Source organism: Salinicola halimionae (assembly GCF_003206065.1).
Taxonomy (GTDB): domain Bacteria; phylum Pseudomonadota; class Gammaproteobacteria; order Pseudomonadales; family Halomonadaceae; genus Salinicola; species Salinicola halimionae.
In genome coordinates this window covers 26,402-50,358 of sequence record NZ_PZJQ01000004.1, presented here as the reverse complement: position 1 = coordinate 50,358, position 23,957 = coordinate 26,402, and the positions used below count along the sequence as shown (strand labels likewise).

General features: G+C 61.3%; 18 protein-coding genes and 1 tRNA gene. 8 read left to right on the top strand and 11 right to left on the bottom strand.

Annotation, left to right across the window (positions count from 1 at the left end):
• Positions 1–95: 95 nt before the first annotated feature.
• Complete coding sequence (gene ffh / locus DOM27_RS06205; RefSeq protein WP_110655209.1) at positions 96–1,529, bottom strand: signal recognition particle protein; 1,434 nt, start codon at positions 1,527–1,529, stop codon at positions 96–98.
• 314 nt (positions 1,530–1,843) lie between these two features.
• Between ffh and DOM27_RS06200 the strand changes: the two genes are divergently transcribed.
• Together DOM27_RS06200 and DOM27_RS06195 are read left to right on the top strand one after the other, a co-directional pair.
• Entirely contained in the window at positions 1,844–2,647 is an 804-nt protein-coding gene (locus tag DOM27_RS06200) for a cytochrome C assembly family protein (protein ID WP_110655208.1), read from the top strand.
• Positions 2,648–2,754: 107 nt separating this feature from the next.
• The gene (locus tag DOM27_RS06195; RefSeq protein ID WP_110655207.1) at positions 2,755–4,038 is read left to right on the top strand and encodes an HlyC/CorC family transporter; all 1,284 of its coding nucleotides are present in this window, start codon (positions 2,755–2,757) and stop codon (positions 4,036–4,038) included.
• A 6-nt stretch (positions 4,039–4,044) separates the two neighbouring features.
• Here the strand turns inward: DOM27_RS06195 and DOM27_RS06190 are convergent, their stop codons facing one another.
• Both DOM27_RS06190 and DOM27_RS06185 read right to left on the bottom strand, forming a co-directional pair.
• The gene (locus tag DOM27_RS06190; RefSeq protein WP_110655206.1) at positions 4,045–5,946 is read right to left on the bottom strand and encodes an MFS transporter; all 1,902 of its coding nucleotides are present in this window, start codon (positions 5,944–5,946) and stop codon (positions 4,045–4,047) included.
• Complete coding sequence (locus tag DOM27_RS06185) at positions 5,943–6,557, bottom strand: TetR/AcrR family transcriptional regulator (protein WP_110655205.1); 615 nt, start codon at positions 6,555–6,557, stop codon at positions 5,943–5,945. The genes DOM27_RS06190 and DOM27_RS06185 overlap by 4 nt, the downstream gene beginning before the upstream one ends.
• 285 nt (positions 6,558–6,842) lie before the next feature.
• On the opposite strand from DOM27_RS06185, the gene DOM27_RS06180 reads away from it, so the two are divergent.
• Positions 6,843–7,517: an SOS response-associated peptidase gene (locus DOM27_RS06180; protein WP_110655204.1), complete on the top strand. Its 675-nt coding sequence runs from the start codon at positions 6,843–6,845 to the stop codon at positions 7,515–7,517.
• A gap of 81 nt (positions 7,518–7,598) precedes the next feature.
• Positions 7,599–10,499 carry an insulinase family protein gene (locus DOM27_RS06175; RefSeq protein ID WP_245392615.1) on the top strand — a complete coding sequence of 967 codons (2,901 nt, stop codon included), beginning with the start codon at positions 7,599–7,601 and terminating at the stop codon, positions 10,497–10,499.
• Positions 10,500–10,613: 114 nt separating this feature from the next.
• Here the strand turns inward: DOM27_RS06175 and sbcB are convergent, their stop codons facing one another.
• The 4 genes from sbcB to minC all read right to left on the bottom strand — a co-directional run bounded on the left by sbcB (position 10,614) and on the right by minC (position 14,152).
• Positions 10,614–12,092 carry an exodeoxyribonuclease I gene (gene sbcB, locus DOM27_RS06170; protein WP_110656353.1) on the bottom strand — a complete coding sequence of 493 codons (1,479 nt, stop codon included), beginning with the start codon at positions 12,090–12,092 and terminating at the stop codon, positions 10,614–10,616.
• A 170-nt stretch (positions 12,093–12,262) separates the two neighbouring features.
• Positions 12,263–12,532 (bottom strand): cell division topological specificity factor MinE, encoded by a 270-nt coding sequence (gene minE, locus DOM27_RS06165; protein WP_075560770.1) that lies wholly within the window; start codon positions 12,530–12,532, stop codon positions 12,263–12,265.
• Entirely contained in the window at positions 12,529–13,350 is an 822-nt protein-coding gene (minD, locus tag DOM27_RS06160) for a septum site-determining protein MinD (protein ID WP_110655203.1), read from the bottom strand. Before minD ends, minE begins: the two co-directional genes overlap by 4 nt.
• Positions 13,351–13,396: 46 nt before the next feature.
• The gene (gene minC / locus DOM27_RS06155; RefSeq protein WP_110655202.1) at positions 13,397–14,152 is read right to left on the bottom strand and encodes a septum site-determining protein MinC; all 756 of its coding nucleotides are present in this window, start codon (positions 14,150–14,152) and stop codon (positions 13,397–13,399) included.
• Positions 14,153–14,431: 279 nt separating this feature from the next.
• Between minC and DOM27_RS06150 the strand changes: the two genes are divergently transcribed.
• On the top strand, positions 14,432–17,200 hold the full coding sequence (locus DOM27_RS06150) for a DUF349 domain-containing protein (RefSeq protein WP_110655201.1): 2,769 nt from the start codon (positions 14,432–14,434) through the stop codon (positions 17,198–17,200).
• Between the two features lie 28 nt (positions 17,201–17,228).
• Positions 17,229–17,305, top strand: a tRNA-Met gene (locus tag DOM27_RS06145).
• 220 nt (positions 17,306–17,525) lie between these two features.
• On the opposite strand, the gene DOM27_RS18180 is transcribed toward DOM27_RS06145, so the two are convergent.
• Positions 17,526–18,008: a cold-shock protein gene (locus DOM27_RS18180; RefSeq protein WP_110655200.1), complete on the bottom strand. Its 483-nt coding sequence runs from the start codon at positions 18,006–18,008 to the stop codon at positions 17,526–17,528.
• A gap of 141 nt (positions 18,009–18,149) precedes the next feature.
• Here DOM27_RS18180 and DOM27_RS06135 point away from each other — a divergent pair, with 141 nt between their 5' ends.
• Positions 18,150–18,428 carry a SlyX family protein gene (locus tag DOM27_RS06135; protein ID WP_245392614.1) on the top strand — a complete coding sequence of 93 codons (279 nt, stop codon included), beginning with the start codon at positions 18,150–18,152 and terminating at the stop codon, positions 18,426–18,428.
• Between the two features lie 173 nt (positions 18,429–18,601).
• Here the strand turns inward: DOM27_RS06135 and trxB are convergent, their stop codons facing one another.
• From trxB to DOM27_RS06120, 3 genes are all read right to left on the bottom strand, one after another.
• The gene (gene trxB, locus DOM27_RS06130; protein ID WP_110655198.1) at positions 18,602–19,555 is read right to left on the bottom strand and encodes a thioredoxin-disulfide reductase; all 954 of its coding nucleotides are present in this window, start codon (positions 19,553–19,555) and stop codon (positions 18,602–18,604) included.
• A gap of 165 nt (positions 19,556–19,720) precedes the next feature.
• Entirely contained in the window at positions 19,721–20,323 is a 603-nt protein-coding gene (locus DOM27_RS06125) for a peroxiredoxin (RefSeq protein WP_110655197.1), read from the bottom strand.
• 148 nt (positions 20,324–20,471) lie between these two features.
• Positions 20,472–20,678 carry a zinc ribbon domain-containing protein gene (locus DOM27_RS06120; protein ID WP_110655196.1) on the bottom strand — a complete coding sequence of 69 codons (207 nt, stop codon included), beginning with the start codon at positions 20,676–20,678 and terminating at the stop codon, positions 20,472–20,474.
• A 489-nt stretch (positions 20,679–21,167) separates the two neighbouring features.
• On the opposite strand from DOM27_RS06120, the gene acnA reads away from it, so the two are divergent.
• A complete protein-coding gene (acnA, locus tag DOM27_RS06115; protein WP_110655195.1) occupies positions 21,168–23,930 on the top strand; it encodes an aconitate hydratase AcnA in 2,763 nt (920 codons plus the stop codon).
• Positions 23,931–23,957 lie beyond the last annotated feature (27 nt).

Below are 23,957 nucleotides of genomic sequence, written 5' to 3'. Positions count from 1 at the left end.
CGAGACGAAGACGCAGCATTCTACGGAAAAGGCCGCGCCTTGGGAACCTTTTGTTGAGATCGGTGGAAGCGTCGATCCCGATCCCAGCGCATGCCTCAGCGGCGGGGGAAACCACCGCCTCCCATACCCCCCATTCCGCCGGGGCCGCCCATGCCCCCGGGCCCACCTGGGCCGCCGGGACCACCACCGCCCATCATGCCGGACATTCCGCGCATCATTTTCTGCATGCCGCCCTTCTGCCCGGCTTTCTTCATCATCTTCTGCATCTGCTTGTGCTGCTTGAGCAGACGGTTGAGATCCGGCACCTGTAGACCGGCGCCGGTGGCGATGCGGCGCTTGCGCGAGCCATTGATAATCTCGGGCTTGCGGCGCTCCTGGGGCGTCATCGAATTGATCAGCGTCTCGAGCTTGCCGAACTCCTGCTCGGCACCCTTGTTCTGTGCCATGTCCGCCATCTGCCCCATGCCCGGCATCTTGGACATCAACCCGCCCATGCCACCCATCTTCTTGAGCTGCTGGAGCTGATCGCGGAAGTCTTCGAGATCGAACCCCTGGCCCTTCTTGACCTTCTTGGCCAGGCGCTCGGCCTTGCTCTTGTCGACGTTGCGCTCGGCTTCCTCGATCAGCGACAGCATGTCGCCCATACCAAGAATCCGCGAGGCCACGCGATCGGGGTGGAAAGGTTCGAGGGCATCGACTTTCTCGCCCACCCCCATGAACTTGATCGGCTTGCCGGTGATATGACGAACCGATAACGCAGCGCCTCCGCGCGCATCACCGTCTGCCTTGGTCAGGATGACCCCGGTCAGCGGCAGGGCGTCGTGGAAAGCCTTGGCCGTATTGGCGGCATCCTGACCGGTCATGGCGTCGACGACGAACAGCGTCTCCTGCGGCTGAAGCGCCTGGTTCAGCGCCTGGATTTCCGCCATCATCGCCTCGTCCACCGCCAACCGGCCGGCGGTATCGACGATCACCACATCGTGGAACTGGATCTTGGCATGCTTGATGGCTGCCTCGGCGATCGCCACCGGCTGCTGGGCGCTGGTCGACGGGAAGAAATCGACCTCGACTTCTTTGGCTAGCGTCTCGAGCTGATCGATGGCTGCGGGGCGGTAGACGTCGGCAGACACCACCAGTACTTTCTTGTTCTCGCGCTCACGCAGGTACTTGGCCAGCTTGGCGACGGAGGTCGTCTTACCCGCCCCCTGAAGACCGGCCATCAGCACCACGGCAGGCGAACCCCGAAGCGTCAGCGCCTCGTTGGCCTGCCCCATGATCGCCTCCAGCTCCTGCTGGACGATTTTGACGAACTGCTGACCTGGCGAGAGGCTTTTCGAAACCTCCTGCCCGACCGCACGTTCGCGCACACGGTCGACGAAATCCTTGACCACCGGCAGCGCGACATCCGCTTCCAGTAGCGCCCGGCGCACTTCGCGCAGGGTGTCCTTGATGTTGTCTTCGGTCAGACGCGCCTGGCCAGTGATCGACTTGAGCGTCTGCGAGAGGCGATTGGAGAGACTTTCGAACATGGAACGCTCCGGGCGACGATGCCTGGCGCCACCGATGCTCGAAACAAGCTCGTGGCGCCGCTAAAAGGAATGTGGCGAATATTATACGCATGGATGCCGCTCGGCTCCATGCGGCGAATTTGTGCAAGCCAGTCGCCGCGCAAGGATATGACCGTGCAAGGATGCCGTGGACGAGGCTATCGCTGGGCGAGGTGGCGGTGATTGGGTATAGTAGCGGCGAAACGCGATTGCCTATCATCTAGCATATTTGCATCCTGAACTCATTTCATCGTCATGGCGGCCATTAGAAGACCGCCCACGAGGCTAAAACACCGATGCCGGCGCTTCCTTTCGCCCTTGTCGCCATTGTCTGCTATCTCGCTGCCGGGTCATGGCAAAGCCTGAGTCTCGCCCGACGCGTCGCCGAACGTCCGAACTGGGTGCGCGGAGCCGGACTGATCGCCCTGGCTTGCCACAGCCTCATCGTTGGTCTGGCCATTCTCGGCCCCCAGGGCTTGCACCTGGGGCTGACCCAGAGCGCCGCGCTGGTCGGCTGGCTGGTCGTGGCTCTGCTGCTGCTGACCAGCCTGGTCAAACCCGTACTCAATGCGGGCGTCTGCGTGTTCCCGCTGGCGGCGATCACCATCGTCGGCGTGGTCGGTATGCCGAGCCGAATGATCGAATCCGGCGTCTCGCCCGGCCTCTACTTCCATATCCTGAGTTCGATCGCGGCGTTTTCGTTCCTCGCCATCGCTGCCGTTCAGGCGATGCTGCTGGGCTTTCAGCACCACGCTCTGAAACGTCGCCATACCGGCGGCATCGTTCAGGTCCTGCCGCCGCTGACCCGCATGGAGCAGCTACTGTTCGAGCTGATCTGGTGCGGCATGCTGCTGTTGACGGTCGCCATCATCAGCGGCTTCGTCTTCCTCGACAATTTGTTCGCCCAACATCTGGCTCATAAGACCATCCTGTCGCTGCTGGCATGGCTGATCTTTGCCGGGCTGCTAGCCGGGCATCACTACCTGGGCTGGCGCGGCCAGAAAGCGGTGCGCTGGACGCTGACCGGGATCGCCGTCCTGGTGCTGGCATTCTTTGGCACCAAGTTCGTGCTCGAATACATCTTCCATTACAACGCCTGATCGACGCTCTTTCCGGCAGGCATATCCCTGTGCGGCTATTGGCGACGTTGACAGGGTTCGGTCAACGCCCTACAACAATCTGACAACTCCACGAGGAATCCCCCGCCTTGAGCGATGACATACCCTTGGGCCTCATGCTGGGCCTGCTCTTTATTCTGGTTTGCCTGTCAGCATTCTTCTCCAGTTCCGAAACCGGCATGATGTCGATCAATCGCTATCGACTGAACCATCAAGCCAACGCCGGATCTCGCTCCGCCACTCGCGTCGTCGAACTGCTCAAGCGCCCCGATCGCCTGCTGGGCGTCATCCTGATCGGCAACAATCTGGTCAACAACCTCGCGGCCTCGATTGCCACGATCGTTGCCATTCACTTCTTTGGCGACGTTTCGGGGCCGGCTATCGCCACCCTGGCGCTGACGATCGTGGTGTTGATCTTTGGCGAGGTAACGCCCAAGACCTACGCAGCGATCAAACCCGATCGCGTTGCCCTGCCGGCATCGCTGGTACTGGCACCGCTATTGCGACTGTTCTACCCGGTCGTGTGGCTGGTGAACGCCGTCTCCAATGGACTGCTGCGCCTGATGGGTGTACGCCACCTGGATGCCGGCGCCGACAGTCTGACCCGTGACGAGCTACGCAGCGTGGTGCATGAAGCGGGATCGCTGATCCCCAGCCGTCACCAGGCAATGCTGCTGTCGATCCTCGACCTGGAGAATGTCACCGTCAATGACATCATGGTGCCGCGCCACGAGATCGTGGGGCTCGATCTCGATGACGATCTGGAAACACTGCTTGCCCAGATGCGTCAGAGTCAGCACACACGGTTGCCGATCTTCAAGGGCGACGTCAACAACATCATCGGCATTCTGCATCTGCGCAATGCTTCGCGTTTTCTCTCCAAACCGGACCTGAACAAGGCGGCAATCGTGCAGGAAGCCCGGGAACCTTACTTCATACCCGAATCGACGCCGTTGCACACGCAGCTGCTCAACTTCCAGCGACAGAAGCGCCGGATCGGCGTCGTGGTCGACGAATACGGTGACGTGCAGGGGCTGGCGACACTGGAAGATATTCTGGAAGAGATCGTTGGCGAATTCACCACCGATGTGGCCGGCACTTACCGCGAAATTCACCCACAGGCGGACGGCGGCTACGTGATCGAAGGGACAGCCAACATTCGCGAAGTCAACAAGGCACTGGGGTGGGATCTGCCGACCGACGGCCCCAAGACCCTCAATGGCCTGATTCTGGAAGAACTCGAGTCCTTTCCCGACGCCCAGGCCTGCCTGCAGATCGGTACGACGCGCCTCGAGATTCTCGAGATAGGGGACAACCTGATCACCTCGGTACGCTGCTGGCAGCAAGGCGTTCGCCGCCGCAGCACCGAATAGGCCGATCTAGATCGGGCCGCCCGGATGCTTGGATAGACTCGAGTCGGCCGCTCGCTTGAGCCCACGAACTCGGCGCTCCAGAGTTCGTCGCGGCGAGTAGCCAGCCGGAATCGGCTCCCCAAAGACCAACAGAACTCGAGCTCTAAGCCGTCGTGGCCATTTGGTCAGCGCCTTGCCATCCTTGTTTGAGGTCCACGATCCCCACAATCCCGATAGCGCGGCGGGCACCACCGGTACTGGATCTCGTGCCAGCATCAGATCCAGACCCCGGCGAAAGGCATGCACATCGCCATCCGGCGTCAGCCGGCCCTCCGGGAAGATCATTACCACCTCGCCGTTACGCAGCGCTCGACTGACCTCTTCGAGGGCACGACGGACGCCACCCGGGTCACGCCGATCGGAGTCCACGGGAATCGCTCCGGCAATCCGGAAAAACCAGTGAATCCAGGGGTTTTCGTAGATGGGTCGATCCATCATGAAGCGCAGCGGGCGCGGACAGGCGCCGCCCAGTACCAACGCATCCATGAAGCTGACGTGGTTGCACACCACCAAAGCCGGGCCAGTCGCCGGAACATGTTGTCGACCACGGCAGCGCAGCCGATAGAGCACCTGAATCAACGCGAAGATCAACAGCCGCAGCGCGGGTCGCGGATTGCGCATCAGCAGCGACACGCCCACCAGCAGCGACAGCCACCCGAGACAGGCGAACAGCACAGTGAGCGGCAACCCCAGAACGCTCAGCATCACGATCCCGAAGACCGCGGATAGAATCATGAACAGCGCGTTGAGAATATTGTTGGCGGCGATCATGCGGGCGCGACGCTCTTCACGACTGGCTAACTGCATCAGCGTGTAGAGCGGTACGCTGTAGAGCCCACCGCCGAGCCCCACCAGCCCGAGCAGGGTGCTCATACGCCAGAATTCGGTCAACGTCAGTAGCTCGGATAGCGCCATTGACTCGCCGCCAAAGTCCGTCTGCGATGCCAGCTCGATACCGGAAACACCGATCACCAGCGCACCGACCGGCACCAGTCCCAGCTCCAGACGGCCGGCCGACAGCCGCGAGCAGAGTAGCGCCCCGAGGCCGACCCCCACCGCGAAGGCGCCCAGCAGGAAGCTGACTGCGCCTTCGCTGCCGTGAACGACATCGCGCACCCAGGCCGGTAACTGCGTCAGGTAGCAGGCCCCAAGGAACCAGAAAAAACTGATACCGATCAGCGCCGGCCGCACGCTTTTTTCGGTGAGCCCGTCTCGCATGACCTGCCAGGTCCCCGATAGGGGCCGCCAGGCAACGTGGCCCGTGACGCTAGGCGGCGCCGCGGGGATCTTGAGACTGGCGGCGACACCAATGACGGCGATGAGTATCAGGCTCCCGGCAATTGCGGCCCGCTCCAGCGAGCCTTCCAGCGATGTCAGCACTCCCGCCAGCAGCGTACCTAGCAAGATCGACACGAACGTGCCCAGATTGACCCAGGCGTTGCCTCTGACCAACTCCGTGGCGGTGAGATGTTGAGGCAGAATGGCGTACTTTACCGGACCGAACAGGGCGGACTGCGTTCCCATCATGAACAGCAGTGCCAGCAGCAGACCAAAGAGTTCGAACCAGACCGCCACCGCAGCGGCGACCATTGTCACGAGTTCCAGCAACTTGAGCCGACGCACGAGTCGCTGCTTGTCGAGATGATCGGCAAGCGTGCCGCCCCAGGCGGAAAACAGGAAGAAAGGCAAGATGAACAACCCCGCCGCCAAGTTATTGAGCAGTCCCGTGTCCCAGCCATAGCGGGGGACGGCGACGAAAGTCAGCAACAGCAGCAGAATGTTCTTGAATAGATTATCGTTAAAGGCACCCAGCGCCTGAGTCCAGAAGAACGGCGCGAAGCGACGCTGGGTCAGGAATCCCCGGATCACGAGGGGTTTGGCTGATAGTGCAGACCATTCAAGGTCATCGTCAGCAACTGATCGAGCAGATCGCCGGCTTCCATCGGCTGACCCTGCCAGTAGCCGAGACGATCGTTGAGCCCCAGCTGAACCAGACCATGCACGCTTCCCCACAGCGTCCGCGCCATGCGTCTTGCGGTGACGTCGTCGAGGGCGGGTTGGTGCGCCTTGAGCGCACTCTCGACGCGCAGGAACAGAGCATCGATGATATGACTCTGACGCTCATCCAGCTCCCCGTCCTTGGCAAGCGGATATTCGAACAACATCTGCCAGCGATGGGGTTCATGCTGAGCGAACTGCCAATAGGCCATCGCCAGGGCCTTGAGCTGAGGCGTCGGTTCGGCGTCCTCGAGCCAGGAGACCGCGGCCCCCATGCGGTCGAGCGTTTCGATATTGACGTACTGCAGCAGGTTGCTGAAGCTGCCGTAAAGTTTGAGCAGTGTACTCGGTGCACAACCGACATCGCGAGCCAGCGAGCGCAGCGACAGCGTATGCACAGGGTTTTCACGTAGCCAAGCATCGCAGGCCGCCATGACCTGAGCATGGAGCGCCTCGGGGGCGTGCTGTCGCGGTCGAGCCATAACATCCCTCGCTCGGAATAGTGTCGAATTGCTGCCGATGCTGCAAAAGCCGGGAAATCTTGTTGTCGACTTAAAATCGAACAGCGTTTCCCAGCATATCGCCATACCGTATAAACGCAAGCGTCATGCGCATTAACGCTACGATTTCGTGAGACTTTTATGCCGACCGCCGGTATCGATGGATGGCTCTGTTTCCGTCATGATCAGCGCAATAACGTCTTGGCCCCGAACCCACGGTGGCATAGGCTGTGAGCCCTGCTAACCGATCATCCACGAGGAGAGACCATGGCCGGTCGACTGCACGTCGACGACTGGACACGACATCCGACGAGCCCCGCTTTTCGAGGTATCGATCCGCCGGTATTCAGCCCAAACCTGGCGCCTCGCCGCTGGTTGTCGATCCTGCGCCAGGAAGCGGACACGACGGTTCTACGAGACGCCTTCTGGGGGCTCACGCCGACTTGGCTGAAAGTCCTGGATCAGGCGCCTCACTGCGCCCGCGCCGAGTCACTCGACGAGCGACCTATGTTCCGCGAGGCATTGGCCGATCGGCGTTGCCTGGTACCCGTTACCGGCATTTACGTTTGGCAGACCGGGCTGCGTGGCAAGCAGCCGTTCCTGGTCACGCATACCGATCGCTCGCCGCTGCTGCTGGCCGGCATCTGGAGTCGCTACGCACCGGATACGGGCGAATCACGCGACACGTTCGCGCTGATCACAGTTCCCTCCCCTGAGGTCGTCGCCCCCATGAGCGATCGCCTGCCGGCGCTCATCGATGCTTCCCTGGCAGAGACGTGGCTATCGACGAAAACGCCGCTGGCCTCGGCACGAGGTCTCATTGGAGCGGCCGACAGGGAACTACTGGGCGCGTTTCCGGTATCTAGACGAGTGAACGATCCTGCCTATCAGGAGTGGGCCTGCGCCTATCCGGTCGGCCCGATGCGGGTGTGGACCGCTTGAACGCCCACGCCATTACCAACCTCCCTGTTCACTAGCGTGCTCCATTCATCATCTAGTCGATCCATTATTGAGAGAGTCTGTATGCAGGAATTCCATCCTCTAGGTTCATCGCATCGCGATTTTTTCCCTGACGACTCTACCGCACAGCGTGCTGGCTTCCGTACCTGGTTGACTGCCGGCTATCTCGCGATCAGTTTGGCGCTGGCGTTTACGGTCATGTCAGGCACAGCCGTCGCCAGCTCCGAGTCCGCGAATCCCGTTCAGCCGATTCAAAGCCAGCTGATTCAAAGCCCGAATGACGACCGCCAATACCGCGCCGTCACTCTCGACAACGGCTTGCAGGTGCTGCTGGTCAGTGATCCCGATGCCGACAAGGCGGCCGCAGCCATGGATGTTTCGGTCGGCAGCGACAATGACCCCACCGACATGCCAGGACTCGCGCATTTTCTCGAACACATGCTGTTTCTGGGCACTGAAGGCTACCCCGATCCAGATGGTTATCAGCGCTTCATCACCCAAAATGGCGGGTCACACAACGCCTTCACCGCGGATCAGGACACCAACTTCTACTTCGACGTCGATCCAGATGCCTTTTCCGAGGCTCTCGATCGTTTCTCGCAGTTCTTCGTGTCCCCACAGTTCAACCCGGACTACGTCGATCGCGAGCGACACGCGGTGAACTCCGAGTATCAGGCGCGGCGCGACGATGATGCCCGGCGCATCAACGAGGCGTTGGGCAGGGCGCTCAATCCCGATCATCCGATCAATCATTTCTCGGTCGGCAGCCTGGAAACGCTCAATAGCGACAAACGCCCGCTGCGCCAGGCCCTGCTCGATTTCTATCACCAGCATTACGACGCCAACGTCATGCATCTGGCCGTGCTGGCGCCGGAGTCGCTGGATGCCATGGAGCAGCAGGTTCGCCAGCGCTTCGCTGCGGTACCCGACCGCGAGCTGAAAAAGCCGGTCATCGATCAACCGCTGGCCAGGGAAGACGATCTCCCGGCGTCACTGCGCATCAAGACCAACGAGGCACGACGCCAACTCGAGTTCCTGTTCCCCATCGATGACCCGATCCTCGAGTACGCCGACAAGCCGGACGACTATCTCGCCAACCTGCTGGGTCACGAAGGTGAAGGCAGCCTGCTGGCCGCCCTGCGCAAGGCCGGCTGGGCCGACGGTCTTTCCGCCGGCACGACTCAGAGCGACGGCGAGCATGCGCTGTTCGATATTTCCGTCAGCCTGACACCGCAGGGCGAGCAGCATCTCGACGACATCCAGGCGAGCCTGTTCGACCAAATCCGACGTATTCGCGATCACGGCGTTGACGCCTGGCGCTACGACGAACAAGCCAAGCTGACCGAGCAGAGCTTCCGTTTTCAGCAGCGCAGCGAGCCGATCGATACCGTCAGCGGCATGGCAATGAGCCTGGCGCACTATTCGCTCGAGGACGTGCAGTACGCGCCCTACCGCATGGATCGTTTCGACAAGGCCGCGATCGACGACATTCTCGACCGGCTGACACCGGGCAATCTGCTGCGCGTCTATAGCGGACCGGATGTCTCGGGTGACGAAACCACACAGTACTTCGCGACGCCCTACACGCTGACGCGTCGCGACGACTGGCCCCAAGGCGCTACGCTTTCCGGTCTCGGGCTTCCCGACGCCAATCCGTATATCGCCGGGGATCTGAGCGTTCAGCCATTCGATAGCGCCGAACCGGACCGGCTCATCGATTCGCCCAGCGTCGAGATCTGGCATCAGGCCGACAGCGAATTCGGCGCGCCGCGGGTCGAGTGGCGCTTCAGTCTGCAGAACCCCGACGCCACCCGCGATGCCCGCCATGCCGCGCTGACACGCCTGCTCGCCGGGTGGTTGAACGACGGCCTCAACGAACGCTTCTATCCCGCGTCATTGGCAGGTCAGGAGTTCGCCGCCTATGCTCACGGCCGCGGCATCACGCTGGCCTTTTCCGGATGGCGCGACCATCAGGACCGCCTGATGCAGACCGTCGTCGAGCAGCTCGAGCGGGGAGAAATCACCGCCGACAGCATTGCCCGGGTCAAGCAGGGCTTGAAGCGTAGCTGGGAGAATGCCCCGCAGGATGCGCTCTATCAACAGACACAGCGAACGCTCGGCGAAGCCCTGATGCGCCCCCAGATCAGCACCCGCAATATGCTGGCCGCGCTCGACGGCCTCGGCGTGAAGGATGTGCGCGACTATCGTCAGCAATTCCTGGGCCGCCTCTATGTCCAGGCCATGGCCGTGGGCAATCTCGATGCGACCCTGGCCAGACGCGAGGGCCTGCTGGTTGCCAACGCCCTGGCGCCCACCCTGAATGCCGGCGATATTCCACCGCTGAGCGTGCTCGATGTGCCGCCGGACGCGCCGACGCTGCATCCGGCGACGACGCGAAGCGACGCCGCCGTACTGCGCTACCTCCAGGGCCCCGACCTCTCGCTGCAAAGCCAGGCCAGTATGGCCGTGATCGGCCAGCTGATCGGCCCCCCGTTCTTTGCCAAACTGCGCACCGACGAGCAGCTCGGGTATATCGTCAGCGCCGGTTATGCGCCGTTCATGAACGCGCCGGGCCTGATGATGCTGGTACAGTCGCCGAGCGTCGCAAGCGATACCATCGGCCAGCGCATAGATGCTTTCCTGAAGACCTTCGATCAACGCATCGACGCGCTGAGCGATGATGATCTGGCGCCCTATCGCCAGGCCGTGCGGCAGCAATTGCTGCAGCGTGATCAGTCGCTGTCGGCGCGCGCCGATCGACTGTGGCAGACGCTGGCCTACCCACAGGCGCATTTCGATCGCCGCCAGCGACTGGCCGCGCAGGTCGACAAGCTGGGTATCGAGGATATCCGCGGTGCCTGGAAGACGCTACGCCGGAGCCCGGCACTCGAGATTACCGCCGATCCGGACGATCAACCGAGTGATGTCGATGCGCTGACTCGCGGCTATGCGCCGCTGTACTAGCTGGAGCTCACGAAACGCAAAACCCCAGCCAATTGGCTGGGGTTTTTTCCCATCTACATCCGGTCGGCGCGGCTGCCGCCGGCACCGAACGTTCGTCCATTCCCGCCATGCCTTTCAATAGGCATCGAACGCCTGCTCCGGCATGATCGACTCGACGTACATCACCAATTCCTCGAGCACCTGACGTTCGCGATCCTCGAGTGGCGCCTGATTCAGGCGTTCGATCTCGCGGGCGAAATCCTTGAGCGTCACGCCACCGCTTTTGGCGTCGTTCATCCGCGCCCAACGGAAGGCGTCCCACTGGGACTTCTCTTCGCTGCTGAGCGTGTCCGGATAGCTGCGCGCGCGCAGCCGGAACAGCATCTCTTCGAGGCGGGGATCCTGAAAGGCGAAAGCGGTCGTCCCCAGATCATCGGGGGACGTGGCGTGCACGCGCTCCATGATCTGCCGATCGTGCGGGGAGAAAAAACCGCCGGAGTAGAGCATCAGGTCGGGGTCATGGGGCGGGTCCGGAGGCGACTCGGCGAACGCCCTCGCTGCCTTGCTGGAGGACTCGGGATTCTGCACCAGCGCCTGCCAGTGCTGCTCGCACAGCGCCCGATCAAGCCCCACACGCGCGGCAACGGCATCGTCGGCCGTGGCGATCGGCAACAGTACAGGGCTCCGGTTGAGATGAACCACTTTCAGCGGAATGCGCGTCTCGCCCTCTGCCAGCTCGTTGTCGCTGACGAAGATACGGGCGCGAATCTCTTCGGGGGTCAGTGAAAACAGCGGTGCCGGATCGACGGCGAGATCGTAGACGATGACGCCATTGGGATTGGAGGGATGCATCGCCAACGGTACGACCAGAGCACTGCAACCGCGACTGGCGGGGTATCGCCGGGAAATATGCAGCATCGGCTTGCGAGCATCGACGTCTAGCAACCCAGCCACGCGACGCTTGCTGCGCAGCGACAGCAGATAATCGAAAAACTTGGCATTCCGTGCCCGTAGCAGCCTTGCCAGGCCGATGGTGGCACGCACATCGGCGAGAGCATCGTGAGCCCCTTCATGCGCGATACCATTAGCCGCGGTCAAGTGCTCGAGCTTGAAACTCGGTGCGCCATCTTCGCGCTTGGGCCATTCGATACCATCGGGACGCACGGCGTGGAAAGCACGAACCGCATCGATCAGGTCCCAGCGGGAATTGCCATTTTGCCATTCCCGAGCATAGGGATCGAAGAGATTGCGATAGAACAGGTGGCGACTGACCTCGTCATCGAAGCGCAGACTGTTATAGCCCAGCGAACAGGTACCAGGGACGCTCATTTCTGCCTGGATACGCGCCGCGAACTCGACCTCGGGTACGCCACGCCGCAGCGCTGCCTGTGGCGTGATGCCGGTGATAAGACAGGCATGGGGGTTAGGCAGGTCGTCATCTGCGGGCCGCGCGTAAAGCGTCAGCGGCTCGCCAATCTCGTTGAATTCGGCATCGGTGCGAATCGCCGCGAACTGCGACGCCCGATGCCGACGCGGATCGGCGCCGAAGGTTTCATAGTCATGCCAGAGAAATGTGGGCTCTGCCTGGGACCGGGCTTTTCTGCTTTGGACCATTCCGCTCTCGGCCATTCCGCTCTCCGCCTGCGCAAAAGCCCAAGCCTAGCATAGCCGACCACACGACTCATGTGTGGCCGACCCGCAGAGACCATCGCCCGTCTGCCAACGAACCATCGCCACGCTGGGGTGCCAAGATTCCTCGACACGACCATCGTTGGCGCGAGAGTTCAGCTCTTGGCCGCTTCGCCTTCGTTGGGCAGCGTCACATTGAGTTCGAGCACCGAGCAGTCGTTATCACTGTCGAGGCTGATATTGATGGCGTCCTGATCAACCTTGACGTAGCGCCGAATGACCGCGAGCAACTCCTGCTCCAGCATCGGCATGTAGTCGGGCTGACCTCGGTGCCCCCGTTGATGAGCGACGATGATCTGCAACCGTTCCTTGGCAACGGATGCCGATTTCTTGCGTTCGCCCTTGAGAAAATCGAGTAGCCTCACCGGCGGCCTCCTCCTCCGAACATGCGTGCGATCAGTCCACGTTTCTGCACCGACTGAAAACGGAGTGGCACGTCTTCACCCATCAAACGCGACACGGTATCGGCGTACGCCTGACCGGCGTCGCTCTTGTCGTCATGGATGACCGGCACCCCCTGGTTGGAAGCGCGCAGGACGGCTTCCGATTCGGGAATCAGGCCGACCAGATCGATCGCCAGAATCTCGCGAATGTCGTCCAGATTGAGCATGTCGCCGTCGTTGACCCGATTCGGATTGTAGCGGGTCACCAGCAAATGCTCCTTGATCGGGTCGCGGTTCTGCTCGGCGCGACGCGATTTGGATGACAGCAACCCGAGAATACGGTCGGAGTCGCGCACCGACGACACTTCCGGGTTGGTGACGACGACGGCCTCATCGGCGAAATAGAGCGCCAGTTGAGCACCACGCTCGATACCGGCGGGAGAATCGCAGATGATGTAATCGAACTCCTCGGAGAGATCCATCAGCACCTTCTCCACGCCTTCCAGCGTCAGTGCGTCCTTGTCGCGCGTCTGCGAGGCCGGGAGGATGTGCAGATTCTCCGAGCGCTTGTCGCGAATCATGGCCTGCTTGAGCCCGGCCTCGCCCTGGATGACGTTGACCAGGTCATACACCACACGGCGCTCGCAACCCATGATCAGATCCAGGTTACGCAGACCCACGTCAAAGTCGATGACCACGGTCTTGTTGCCGCGCAAGGCCAGGCCCGTGGCTATGGCCGCTGCGCTGGTCGTTTTACCGACGCCACCTTTACCGGATGTTACAACGATGATCTTGGCCAAGATGAACTTCCTGTTGCCCGATAAATGTTGATCACTCTCGCGCCATTCAGGTCAGCGCCGAGATCCTTAACTGGTCTTCTTTGAGCCCCACCTGCACAGAACATCCCAGCATCTTGGGATCGATATCCTCGAGACGCTTGTAGGTCCCTGCCACGGACAGCAGCTCGGCATTCAAATCGTGGCAGAAGATGCCGGCCTCGCGATCGCCATGGATACCGGCCAGCGCCCGTCCTCGTAGCGGTCCGTAGACATGGACGCTACCCGCGGCGAGCACTTCGGCGCCGGGATTGACCGCGCCGATCACTACCAGATCCCCTTCCGAGGCGGAGATCTGCTGCCCGGAACGCACCGTGCCGCGATGAATACGCCCTCCAGCCTGAACCGCCACTTCCGTCGGCGGCACCGGCAGATCGGCTTCAATCGACGCCTCGACGAGCCCGGATTCGACGGGGCGAGTCTCGACTGCTCGCGGACGGCTTTCCTGCGGCGGGAACCACCCCAGCCCCAACGCCCACGCCGACTGCTTGACCGGGTCCGACCCACCGCGCACGGCTACCGGCAGCAGCTTGTGCGCGCGACACACCGCGCAGATGCGCTCGAGCGCAAGGTGCGGCTCGTCGATCTGTTCGACGCTCAGCACGACCGGCGTATGCTGGAAAAAGGCAGGTGCCTGACTGACCTTACCGGCCAATTGCGCACGAATGCGCTCCGGGTCTGCACTGGCCAATTCCATGACTGTCATCGGCAGCATGCCACCTTTGAAGGTAAAGGCAGTATCTGCCCGATCCCTGTTGAGACTCATGACCGAACTCCGCGGAGGGGGAATGGGGTTAAGCTAAGCGAGGGCGGACGTCGCTGCAACCGATCATAAGGCCCCTCAGACCTTTTGTCAGGTGTCGCCGCTGACCGACGCGACCATTCGAATCGGACCGAGACCACCGACCAACCGCACTCATGCCACCGGTGAATCGGGCTTTTACCGCCGGCCGTCAAATGGTTAGATAGACAGTTGCCGTCGGCACCGCGAGTTTGCGAGGCCGACCTTTGCCAGCCCCGTCGCTTTCAGGATGCCACATCGGCCATGCCAGGACTCTTTCAACGTCTGTTTTCTCCCCGCTGGCGGCACAAGGATCCCGCTGTCCGCGCCCAAGCCGCCTCTCATTTGAGCTCGGATGAGCTCGACACGCTTCGCCAGCTTGCTCAGGATGACTCACCGCAGGTGCGCCAGGCGGCACTGTCGCGAGTGCAGGAACTCGATCCGCTATTCCAGTGGCACCGTCAGTCACCGAGCGAAGAATCGTTCCAGCGCCTCGTCGATCTCCTTGGCGGTCGTGTATCGCCCAGCCCCGATCTCGAGACGCGTCTGGCAAAGGTCGAGGAGCTCGAGGACTTTGCCCTGGTCGACGCACTGATCAGTCATAGTGACAATCAGGCGTTGCGCCTGGCGGCACTTGCTCGCATCGAGGATGAGAATCGTCTGATCCACCACGCCAGTGACAACGGCATCACTGCCGTGCGTCACGCTGCCGCGGAGCGAGTCACCTCGCCCGAAGGGCTGACACTGCTGGTCAAGCAGGCCCGGCGAGACAAGCAGGTTGCTCGACTTGCCCGCGAGCGCCTGGCACGCCTGCGCGCCGACGCCGAACAGCAAGCGCGAGAAGGGAATGAACGCGAGCACCTTCTGGAAACGCTGGAAACCCATGCCAATCGCCCCTGGGAACCCACCTTCGAGGCGCGCCTGAAGCATTGGATCAAGAGCTGGGAAACATTGACCAGTAGCGCCGACAAGGAACAGCGAGCACGTTTCGACGCAGCCGTGGCTCGCTGCCGCCAACGCGTGGCCGAGCACGAGCATCAGTCCAGAGAGATCGAACGCATCAAGCGCGAGAAGAGCGAGGCGCAGGCGACTCGCGAGGGTATTCTCGAAGCGCTGAGTCAGGCCTTGAGAATCGTTGGCGAAGCCCAACGCCTGACGCCGGAGATCATGCAGGCGCTACAGGGTAAGTGGCGGCTGCAGGAGGAGCGCTGGCAGGACGTCTCGGATCGCTACGGCGTCAGCGAGTCTTTCCAGCAGCGCTATCTGGCACTCGATCAGCAGGCACAATCCATCTGGCAGGCCTGGGAGCGGCTACAGGTGGAAGCGCCCGCTCTGCGCAAAGGCCTCGATCAGAACGAGCCACTGCAACCAGCCCTCGATCGTCTGGCCTGGCCCGACGCGTTGCCGCCGACCGAGCTGGTCCTCGATGCGCAACGTCAGGCGACGGCCAACCAGCGCTACGCGAGCGCGCAGAACGCTGCCAAGGTCGAGGACCACTGGTCGGAAGAGGAGATCGGCAGCCACCTCGAAGCCCTGACCCAGGAGCTCGACCAGGGCCGTTATCGCCCCGCCTCGCAGCTACACCGCCGGATTCGTCAGCATCTGGAGTCCAGCGGGCAATCACTGCCCTCGACGCACGAACAGGTCTACAAACAGCAAACCGCCCGCCTGGCAGAACTAAGGGACTGGCGTGGCTTTGCCGCGGCACCCAAACGCGAGGCGCTGCTGGCAAACATCGAAGCATTGGCCGAGACCCGCGATCAACCGGATGCCGAGCGTCATCGTCGTCATCAGCAGCTGATTCGCGATTGGCGACAACTCGGCGACGCCGCGGCGACTCGCGATCTGGCTCAGCGATTCCGCGCCGCATCCGATGCGCTGCATGCGCAGCTGGCGGAATGGGAAGCAGAACTCGATTCGCGAGAGCAGGACAACCTGGCTTCCCGCAAGGCACTCTGCGAACAGCTGGAAGCACTGCTGGCCAACCCTTCCGAAGCGGCCGATCCTGATGGCCTGCGCCGTGTCCGCGATGCCGCTCAGGAACAGTGGGACCATCATTGGCCGATTCCAAAACGCCAGGCGGCGGCTACCGGGCGGCATTATGCCCGCCTGCGCCGCCAGTTGCAGACGCTGATCGACGAGCGCGCCGGCGACGTCGCCAATCGCAAGCGCGAGCTGGTCGAACAGGCCCGGCAACTCGCCGATGACGCCGCACCCGCCAGTCAACGTGCCGAACAAGCCAAGGCGCTGCAGCAACGGTGGCGCGATTTGGGCCGCGCACCCAAAGGGATCGAACAGACGCTGTGGCATCAGTTCCGCAATCACTGCGATACCATCTTTGCTGCGCGTGACACCGTTCGTGGCGAACAGCAGGCGCGTCAGCAACAACGTTTCGACGATATGCAGGCCCTGCTCGATCGCCTCGATGCCTGGCAACCCGAATCCGGCCGCGAACGTCATGTCCTCGATGCAGCACTGGCGGAGGCCCAGCGCCTGATCCCGCTCCCGCGCAGCCGACGTAGCGACGGCATGGAAAAGCGCTGGCAAGGCATCGTCCATGCGCGGGAAGTAACGCTGGACCGTCTCGCCCTGGTAGAAGAAGCGAAGCAGTGGCCCGACTACCGGGCATTTCTACGCCAGGCGATCGTCGGCGAACTCGATACCGCGCAACTCGATGGCGACGTACGTCTCGCCTTCGAGACCCGTCAAGCCCAGCATCAGTCACAGTCGCCGGAATACGCCGAAGAGAGTCTGCAACGATGCCTGGTTCAACTCGCGCTACTGGCCGGCGATTCGATTCCCACCGAACTGGAGCCGCTGCGCCTCGAGGTACAGGTGGCAAGACTCAACGATGGGCTGGGTCGTCCGCCCACACCGCCCGAAGAGCTGGAGCAAACGCTGCTGCGCCTACTGGCTATCGCCCCGCTCTCGCTGGAGACCTGGGAGCGCTACGAGCCGGCTTTCGACAGCGTCATGCGACGCCTCGGACGCTCAGGACATCATCGTGACAGTGAGACTGTTGACATCGTCTAATCCATCCGTATAATACGCCACAAGTTGATGCGGGGTGGAGCAGTCTGGTAGCTCGTCGGGCTCATAACCCGAAGGTCATCGGTTCAAATCCGGTCCCCGCTACCAAATTATTTGACCGGTGCCTTCCCCAGGCGCCGGTTTTTTTGGTCTGAATTTTTTGTGATTTCATCCACTGTCGAAACCGTCTTCTCTGGCAGATCCCAAATGCTTCGGTAGCTTTCGACTCTACTTGGCAAGGCCCAGCCTAACTAGACGGGTAACCCAACGAAAAATGCCCCCGAAAGCGCAAGCTCTCAGAGGCATCGAAGCGCTTCTCGATGTCGGATCAGGTGATGACGGTCACGTCATCCGCCTGCAGACCCCGATCATTCTCGATCACGTGATAACGCACTTTCTGCCCCTCGGCGAGGGTACGATGCCCTTTGCCGCGAATCGCGCGAAAATGCACGAACACGTCCTCGCCATCGGTTCGGGTAATGAACCCGTAGCCTTTATTGACGTTGAACCATTTGACCTCGCCCAGTTCGCGATCGTCATTTTCGACATCGGCGAGCATGGCGGCGGTGACAGCCTTGGGCGTGGCCGGCGACAGCAACGCCATTGCCAGGGTGCCCAGCCATAGCACAATGAACACGGCAATCACCGTCGCACCATACATGGCGGAGACCCCTTCCACATTCAGGAACCAGGTCAGGTCGGTCGCCAACATGCTACTGATCAGCGTGATCAAAAGACCAATCAGCAATGGCGAGGGTATCGAAAGGAGTAGACTGATCAGCGTACAACGCAGAATTACCTTGCTATTCATGGATTCTCATATCTCTAGACGTCGGGACACGGAAAACGCCCCCATCCTGTGGCGGGCCGGAACGGTTTTCATACTCATTATCACTAATCTACTATCACTAACTGACTATCACTAATCTACTTTTTACTGAAGGTGCCGTGAATGAAAGATGACACACACCCGCAGAAGTCTAACACGGTAGACACGCCCTCGCGCACGGCCATGGAAGACCGTATCGACGCGCTGGAAAGCCGCCTGGCATTCCAGGACGACTGGCTGGAAACACTGGATCGTCTGGTGAGAGAACAATCGGCCGAACTGGAACGATTGACTCGCGTCAACACGCTGATGCGCACGAGACTCAGCGAACAACGCCAGGCCATCGACGAGTTGGGCGGGGAGATGCCGCAGCCGGAGGACGAACTTCCGCCTCACTACTGAGATCGGCAGCTCACGCCTCATGGCGGTGCATCGAGACCGAGCTCCAGTTACCCCTCCGACCAACGCATCTGAGCTCGACGCCAAGGCTTGGCACCGCGACCCGCTTTCGACACTCCAGACACAATGAAGCCCAGCCGAGGCTGGGCTTCCATAGCGCAAAAACCTTGTCTACCTCAGTCGATGCCGTCCAGGAAGCGCTCGGCATCCAGCGCCGCCATGCAGCCGCTGCCGGCGGAAGTGATCGCCTGCCGGTAGATATGGTCCATGACGTCGCCAGCGGCGTAGACACCGGGGACGCTGGTAGCCGTGGCGTTCCCTGCTAGGCCTGACTTGACGCGAATGTAGCCGTTGGCCATGTCGAGCTGGCCTTCGAAGAGGCCAGTATTCGGGGTGTGGCCGATGGCGATAAACACCCCCATGGCATCGAGCTGCTTGGTCTCGCCGGTCAGCGTGGACCGTAGCTGGGCGCCGGTTACGCCGCTTCCATCGCCCAGCACTTCGTCGAGGGTATGATTCCACTCGATCGCCATGTTGCCGTTCTCGACCTTCTCCCGCAGACGGTCCTGCAGAATCTTCTCGCCCCGGAGCCCGTCGCGGCGGTGAACCAGAGTCACCTTCGAGGCGATATTGGAAAGATAGAGCGCCTCTTCCATCGCCGTATTGCCGCCGCCGACCACGACCACATGCTGATTGCGATAGAAGAAACCGTCACAGGTCGCGCAAGCGGAAACGCCCTGTCCCATGAACTGCTGTTCGGAAGGCAGCCCCAGGTAACGGGCGCTGGCACCGGTGGCGATAATCAACGCATCGCAGGTGTAAGTGCCATTATCTCCCTTGAGGGTGAAAGGCTTCTCGCGTAGCTCGACCTCGTTGATATGGTCGAACAGCACTTCGGTCTGGAAGCGCTCGGCATGCTTGCGCATGCGTTCCATCAACTCGGGCCCCTGGACGCCTTCATCATCGCCGGGCCAGTTATCGACGTCGGTCGTCGTTGTCAGCTGGCCGCCTGCCTGCATCCCGGTGATCAACAACGGCTTGAGATTCGCTCGCGCGGCATACACGGCGGCCGTATAACCGGCCGGCCCGGAGCCCAGGATGATCAAACGTTCGTGGCGCGCGTCGCTCATGGCTACCTCGGTTCAGATATCGATTCGATTGGCGTGTCGATCCAAACGCCTTGTGGCATGCATCGCGATACGAGGCATGCCGCAAGGCACTTATAAAAATGCCCCGGGATGATACCAGAAATGAATGAGGCGACCGTATCGGTCGCCCCAGGAACTCAGCACGGCTTACAGATTGCCGGCGTAAGTGCCGAGGTACTTGGCCACGCCTTCGGCGGTGTCCTTCATACCTTCCTGACCTTCTTCCCAGCCAGCCGGGCAGACTTCACCGTGCGTCTGGTGGTACTTGAGTGCCTTGACCATACGCAGCATCTCGTCGACGTTACGACCCAGAGGCAGATTGTTGACGGTCTGATGCTGAACGACACCGTCTTCGTCGATCAGGAAGGAGGCGCGCAGCGCGACACCGGCTTCCGGATGCTCGATCCCGTATGCCTGACAGATATCGTGCTTGACGTCGGCGACGATCGGAAAACCGACTTCGCCGATGCCACCGGCGTCCGGCGAGGTCTTGCGCCAGGCGTGGTGGGTATACTGGGAATCGATGGAAGCACCAATCACTTCGACGCCGAGTTCCTTGAACTTCGCCAGACGGTTGTCGTGCGCAATGATCTCGGACGGGCAGACGAAGGTGAAGTCCAGCGGCCAGAAGAACAGCACGCGCATCTTGCCGTTGCTGTCGGACAGGCGATAATCGTCCTTGATGGAGCCATCGGGCATGACGGCTGCTGTTTCGAAATCCGGGGCTTGGCGACCTACGAGTACGCTCATGAGCATCTCCTGATAGTGGGTTATCGAAAGGGTTCAAATCTTGAGCGATTAGACTAATGGCTAACCACCCATACTCCAATTTAATTGCCGCAATAGATCATATAGTTTTTTACTATCTTGGCCTTGCAGCATCGCTATCAGTGACCGGTCAGACCACATCATCGTCGTCCGCCAGCGTGACGCTTTCCAATTCACCGGAGAGCGTGGTTTTCACCACCACGTGAATCGGCTGGCAACAGACCACACAATCTTCCCAAGTGTCATAGCCGCCAGCGCTGAGATCCAGCAGCAACGAAAACGGCGCGTCGCAATAGGGGCAGTTGACGGGCCATTCGATGATCGACTCATGCGGCATGCGTTGCCTCCCGCGATGCGGATAATTTCCGGTAACAAGCTTTTACGGCCCGAACTTTGACAGCGTGTTTCGGCAAGCTCCATTGGCGGAGCCCTTCGGCAGAGCAGCTCGGCAAAATCCACGGCCACGAACTACGCTGAAACTGGAGGCGATGGCAGGCGCTTTCAAGGTCGCACCGGACGATAGTCGCGAAGCATCCGATTGAAAATGCGTGTTATTGTACCCATGATTATTGTCGACAACCTGTTTCGTCCTGCCGTCGTGCTCGATGACGGCTATGTTCGATGATGGTCGCCGGATCGCCGGTTGGCACCGAGTGATGTCGCGAGATACGGCGAAGCAGATCGGCCGACACCCAACACAAGAGCGGTGCACAGACACCCCATCGACAGACGGTCGGCAACGCTGCCGAATCGTCGCCAAGGAACCGGACAGGCTCGCTGGCATCACGCATCGAGGCCAACAGCCGCCATGAGGAGGATCACCGCAATGTCTACATCCCCGAGTCATACGCTAGCGACGCTCGACGTCAAAGGTACGACCTTTCACTATTACAGTTTGCCCAAGGCTGCCGAGACGCTCGGCAATATCGACAAGCTGCCGATGACACTCAAGGTGCTGCTGGAGAACCAGCTGCGCTACGCCGACGATCCGACCGTGGCGGAAGACGACATTCAGGCGCTGGCCGACTGGCTCAAGGAAGGCAAGTCGACCCGTGAGATCGGCTATCGACCGGCACGCGTCCTGATGCAGGACTTCACCGGCGTTCCCGGCGTCGTCGACCTGGCCGCGATGCGGGACGCAGTCAAGAAATTGGGCGCCAAGGCAGAGCGCATCAATCCGCTTTCACCGGTGGATCTGGTCATCGACCACTCGGTGATGGTCGATCACTTCGGTGATGCGTCCGCGTTCAAGGATAACGTCGCGATGGAGATGGAACGCAACCTCGAGCGCTACGAGTTTCTGCGCTGGGGTCAGAACGCGTTCGATAATTTCCGCGTCGTACCGCCGGGCACCGGCATCTGCCACCAGGTCAATCTGGAATATCTCGGCAAGACGGTGTGGACCAAGGAAGTCGATGGCAAGACCTACGCCTTCCCGGACACGCTGGTCGGTACCGATTCCCACACCACCATGATCAACGGCCTGGGCATTCTCGGCTGGGGCGTGGGCGGTATCGAAGCCGAAGCGGCGATGCTGGGTCAGCCGGTTTCGATGCTGATCCCGGAAGTGGTCGGCTTCAAGCTGACCGGCAAGCTGAAGGAAGGCATCACGGCGACCGACCTGGTGCTGACCGTTACCCAGATGCTGCGTAAACAGGGTGTAGTAGGCAAGTTCGTCGAATTCTACGGCGACGGCCTCGACGACCTGCCGCTGGCCGATCGCGCGACCATTGCCAACATGGCACCGGAATACGGCGCCACCTGTGGCTTCTTCCCGGTCGATGAAGAAACGCTCAACTACCTGCGCCTGACCGGTCGCGAAGAAGATCAGATCGAGCTGGTCAAGGCTTATACCCAGGCGCAGGGCCTGTGGCGTCAGCCGGGTGCCGAGCCAACCTTCACCGATGCCCTTCACCTGGACATGGGCGAAGTCGAAGCGTCTCTGGCCGGCCCCAAGCGCCCGCAGGACCGTGTCGCCCTGACCGATCTGAAGTCCACCTTCGAGGGACTGATGAACGGCAGCAAGCCGGATGCCTCGGCCGAAGAGCAAGGCAAGTGGATGTCTGAGGGTGGCGATACCGCCGTTGGCGCCCCGCCCGCCGACGGCGAAAACTATCGGTCAGGAAGCGATTACCGCACTGGCGATAGCCAGGAAGTCGAGTACGAGGGCGAAACGTTCTCTCTCAATCATGGTGCTGTAGTGATCGCCGCGATCACGTCCTGTACCAACACCTCCAACCCCAGCGTGATGATGGCCGCTGGTCTGCTGGCACGCAAGGCACACGAAAAAGGGCTGACGACCAAGCCGTGGGTCAAGACCTCGCTGGCGCCCGGTTCCAAGGTCGTCACCGATTACCTGGCCGCCGGTGGCGTGCAGGACGATCTCGACGCGCTGGGCTTCAATCTGGTGGGTTACGGCTGCACGACCTGTATCGGCAACTCCGGCCCGCTGCCGGAGCCGATCGAAAAGGCCGTCAACAGCGGCGATCTGACCGTTGCCTCGGTGCTCTCCGGCAACCGCAACTTCGAAGGCCGCGTGCACCCGCTGGTGAAAACCAACTGGCTGGCGTCGCCGCCCCTGGTCGTCGCCTATGCCCTGGCCGGCAACGTCCGTCGGGACTTGACCAAGGAGCCGCTGGGCAAGGATCAGCAGGGTAACGACGTATACCTGAAGGACATCTGGCCTTCCCAGGCCGAGATCGCCGAAGCGGTCGAGAAGGTCAAGACCGAGATGTACCGCAAGGAGTACGCCGAAGTCTTCGACGGCGACGAGATCTGGCAGTCGATCGAGTTTCCGGAAAGCGAAGTCTACGCCTGGTCCAAGGACTCCACCTATATCCAGCACCCGCCGTTCTTCGAGGGCATGGAGAAGGAGCCGAAGCCGGTCGAGGACGTCAAGAACGCACGCGTTCTTGCCAAGCTCGGCGATTCCGTCACCACCGACCACATCTCGCCGGCCGGATCGATCAAGCCGGACAGCCCCGCAGGCAAGTACCTGCAGGAGCATGGCGTGGCGGTGAAAGATTTCAACTCCTACGGCTCGCGTCGCGGCAATCACGAAGTGATGATGCGCGGTACCTTCGCCAACGTGCGTATCCGCAACGAGATGCTGGAAAACGTCGAAGGAGGCTACACGCGTCACGTGCCCAGCGGCGAGCAGATGTCGATCTATGACGCGGCGATGAAGTACGCCGAGGACGATACTCCCCTGGTGGTCATCGCTGGCAAGGAGTACGGCACCGGTTCCTCACGTGACTGGGCAGCCAAGGGCACTCGTCTGCTCGGCGTGCGCGCCGTCGTTACCGAATCCTACGAGCGCATCCACCGCTCCAACCTGATCGGCATGGGCGTGCTGCCGTTGCAGTTCCCAGAGGGCGAGAGCCGCGAGACGCTCGGCCTCACCGGTGATGAAACGATATCTATCGAAGGCTTGAAGGATCTCGCACCAGGCAGCACGGTCAAGGTGACCATCGCTTCCGACAAGGGCGAGAAAACGATCGACGCGCTATGCCGCATCGATACCGCCAACGAGCTGGAGTACTACCGTCACGGCGGCATCCTCCACTACGTACTGCGCAGCATGCTGTAAACGCCTATCGCGTCGATTGAATGGCGT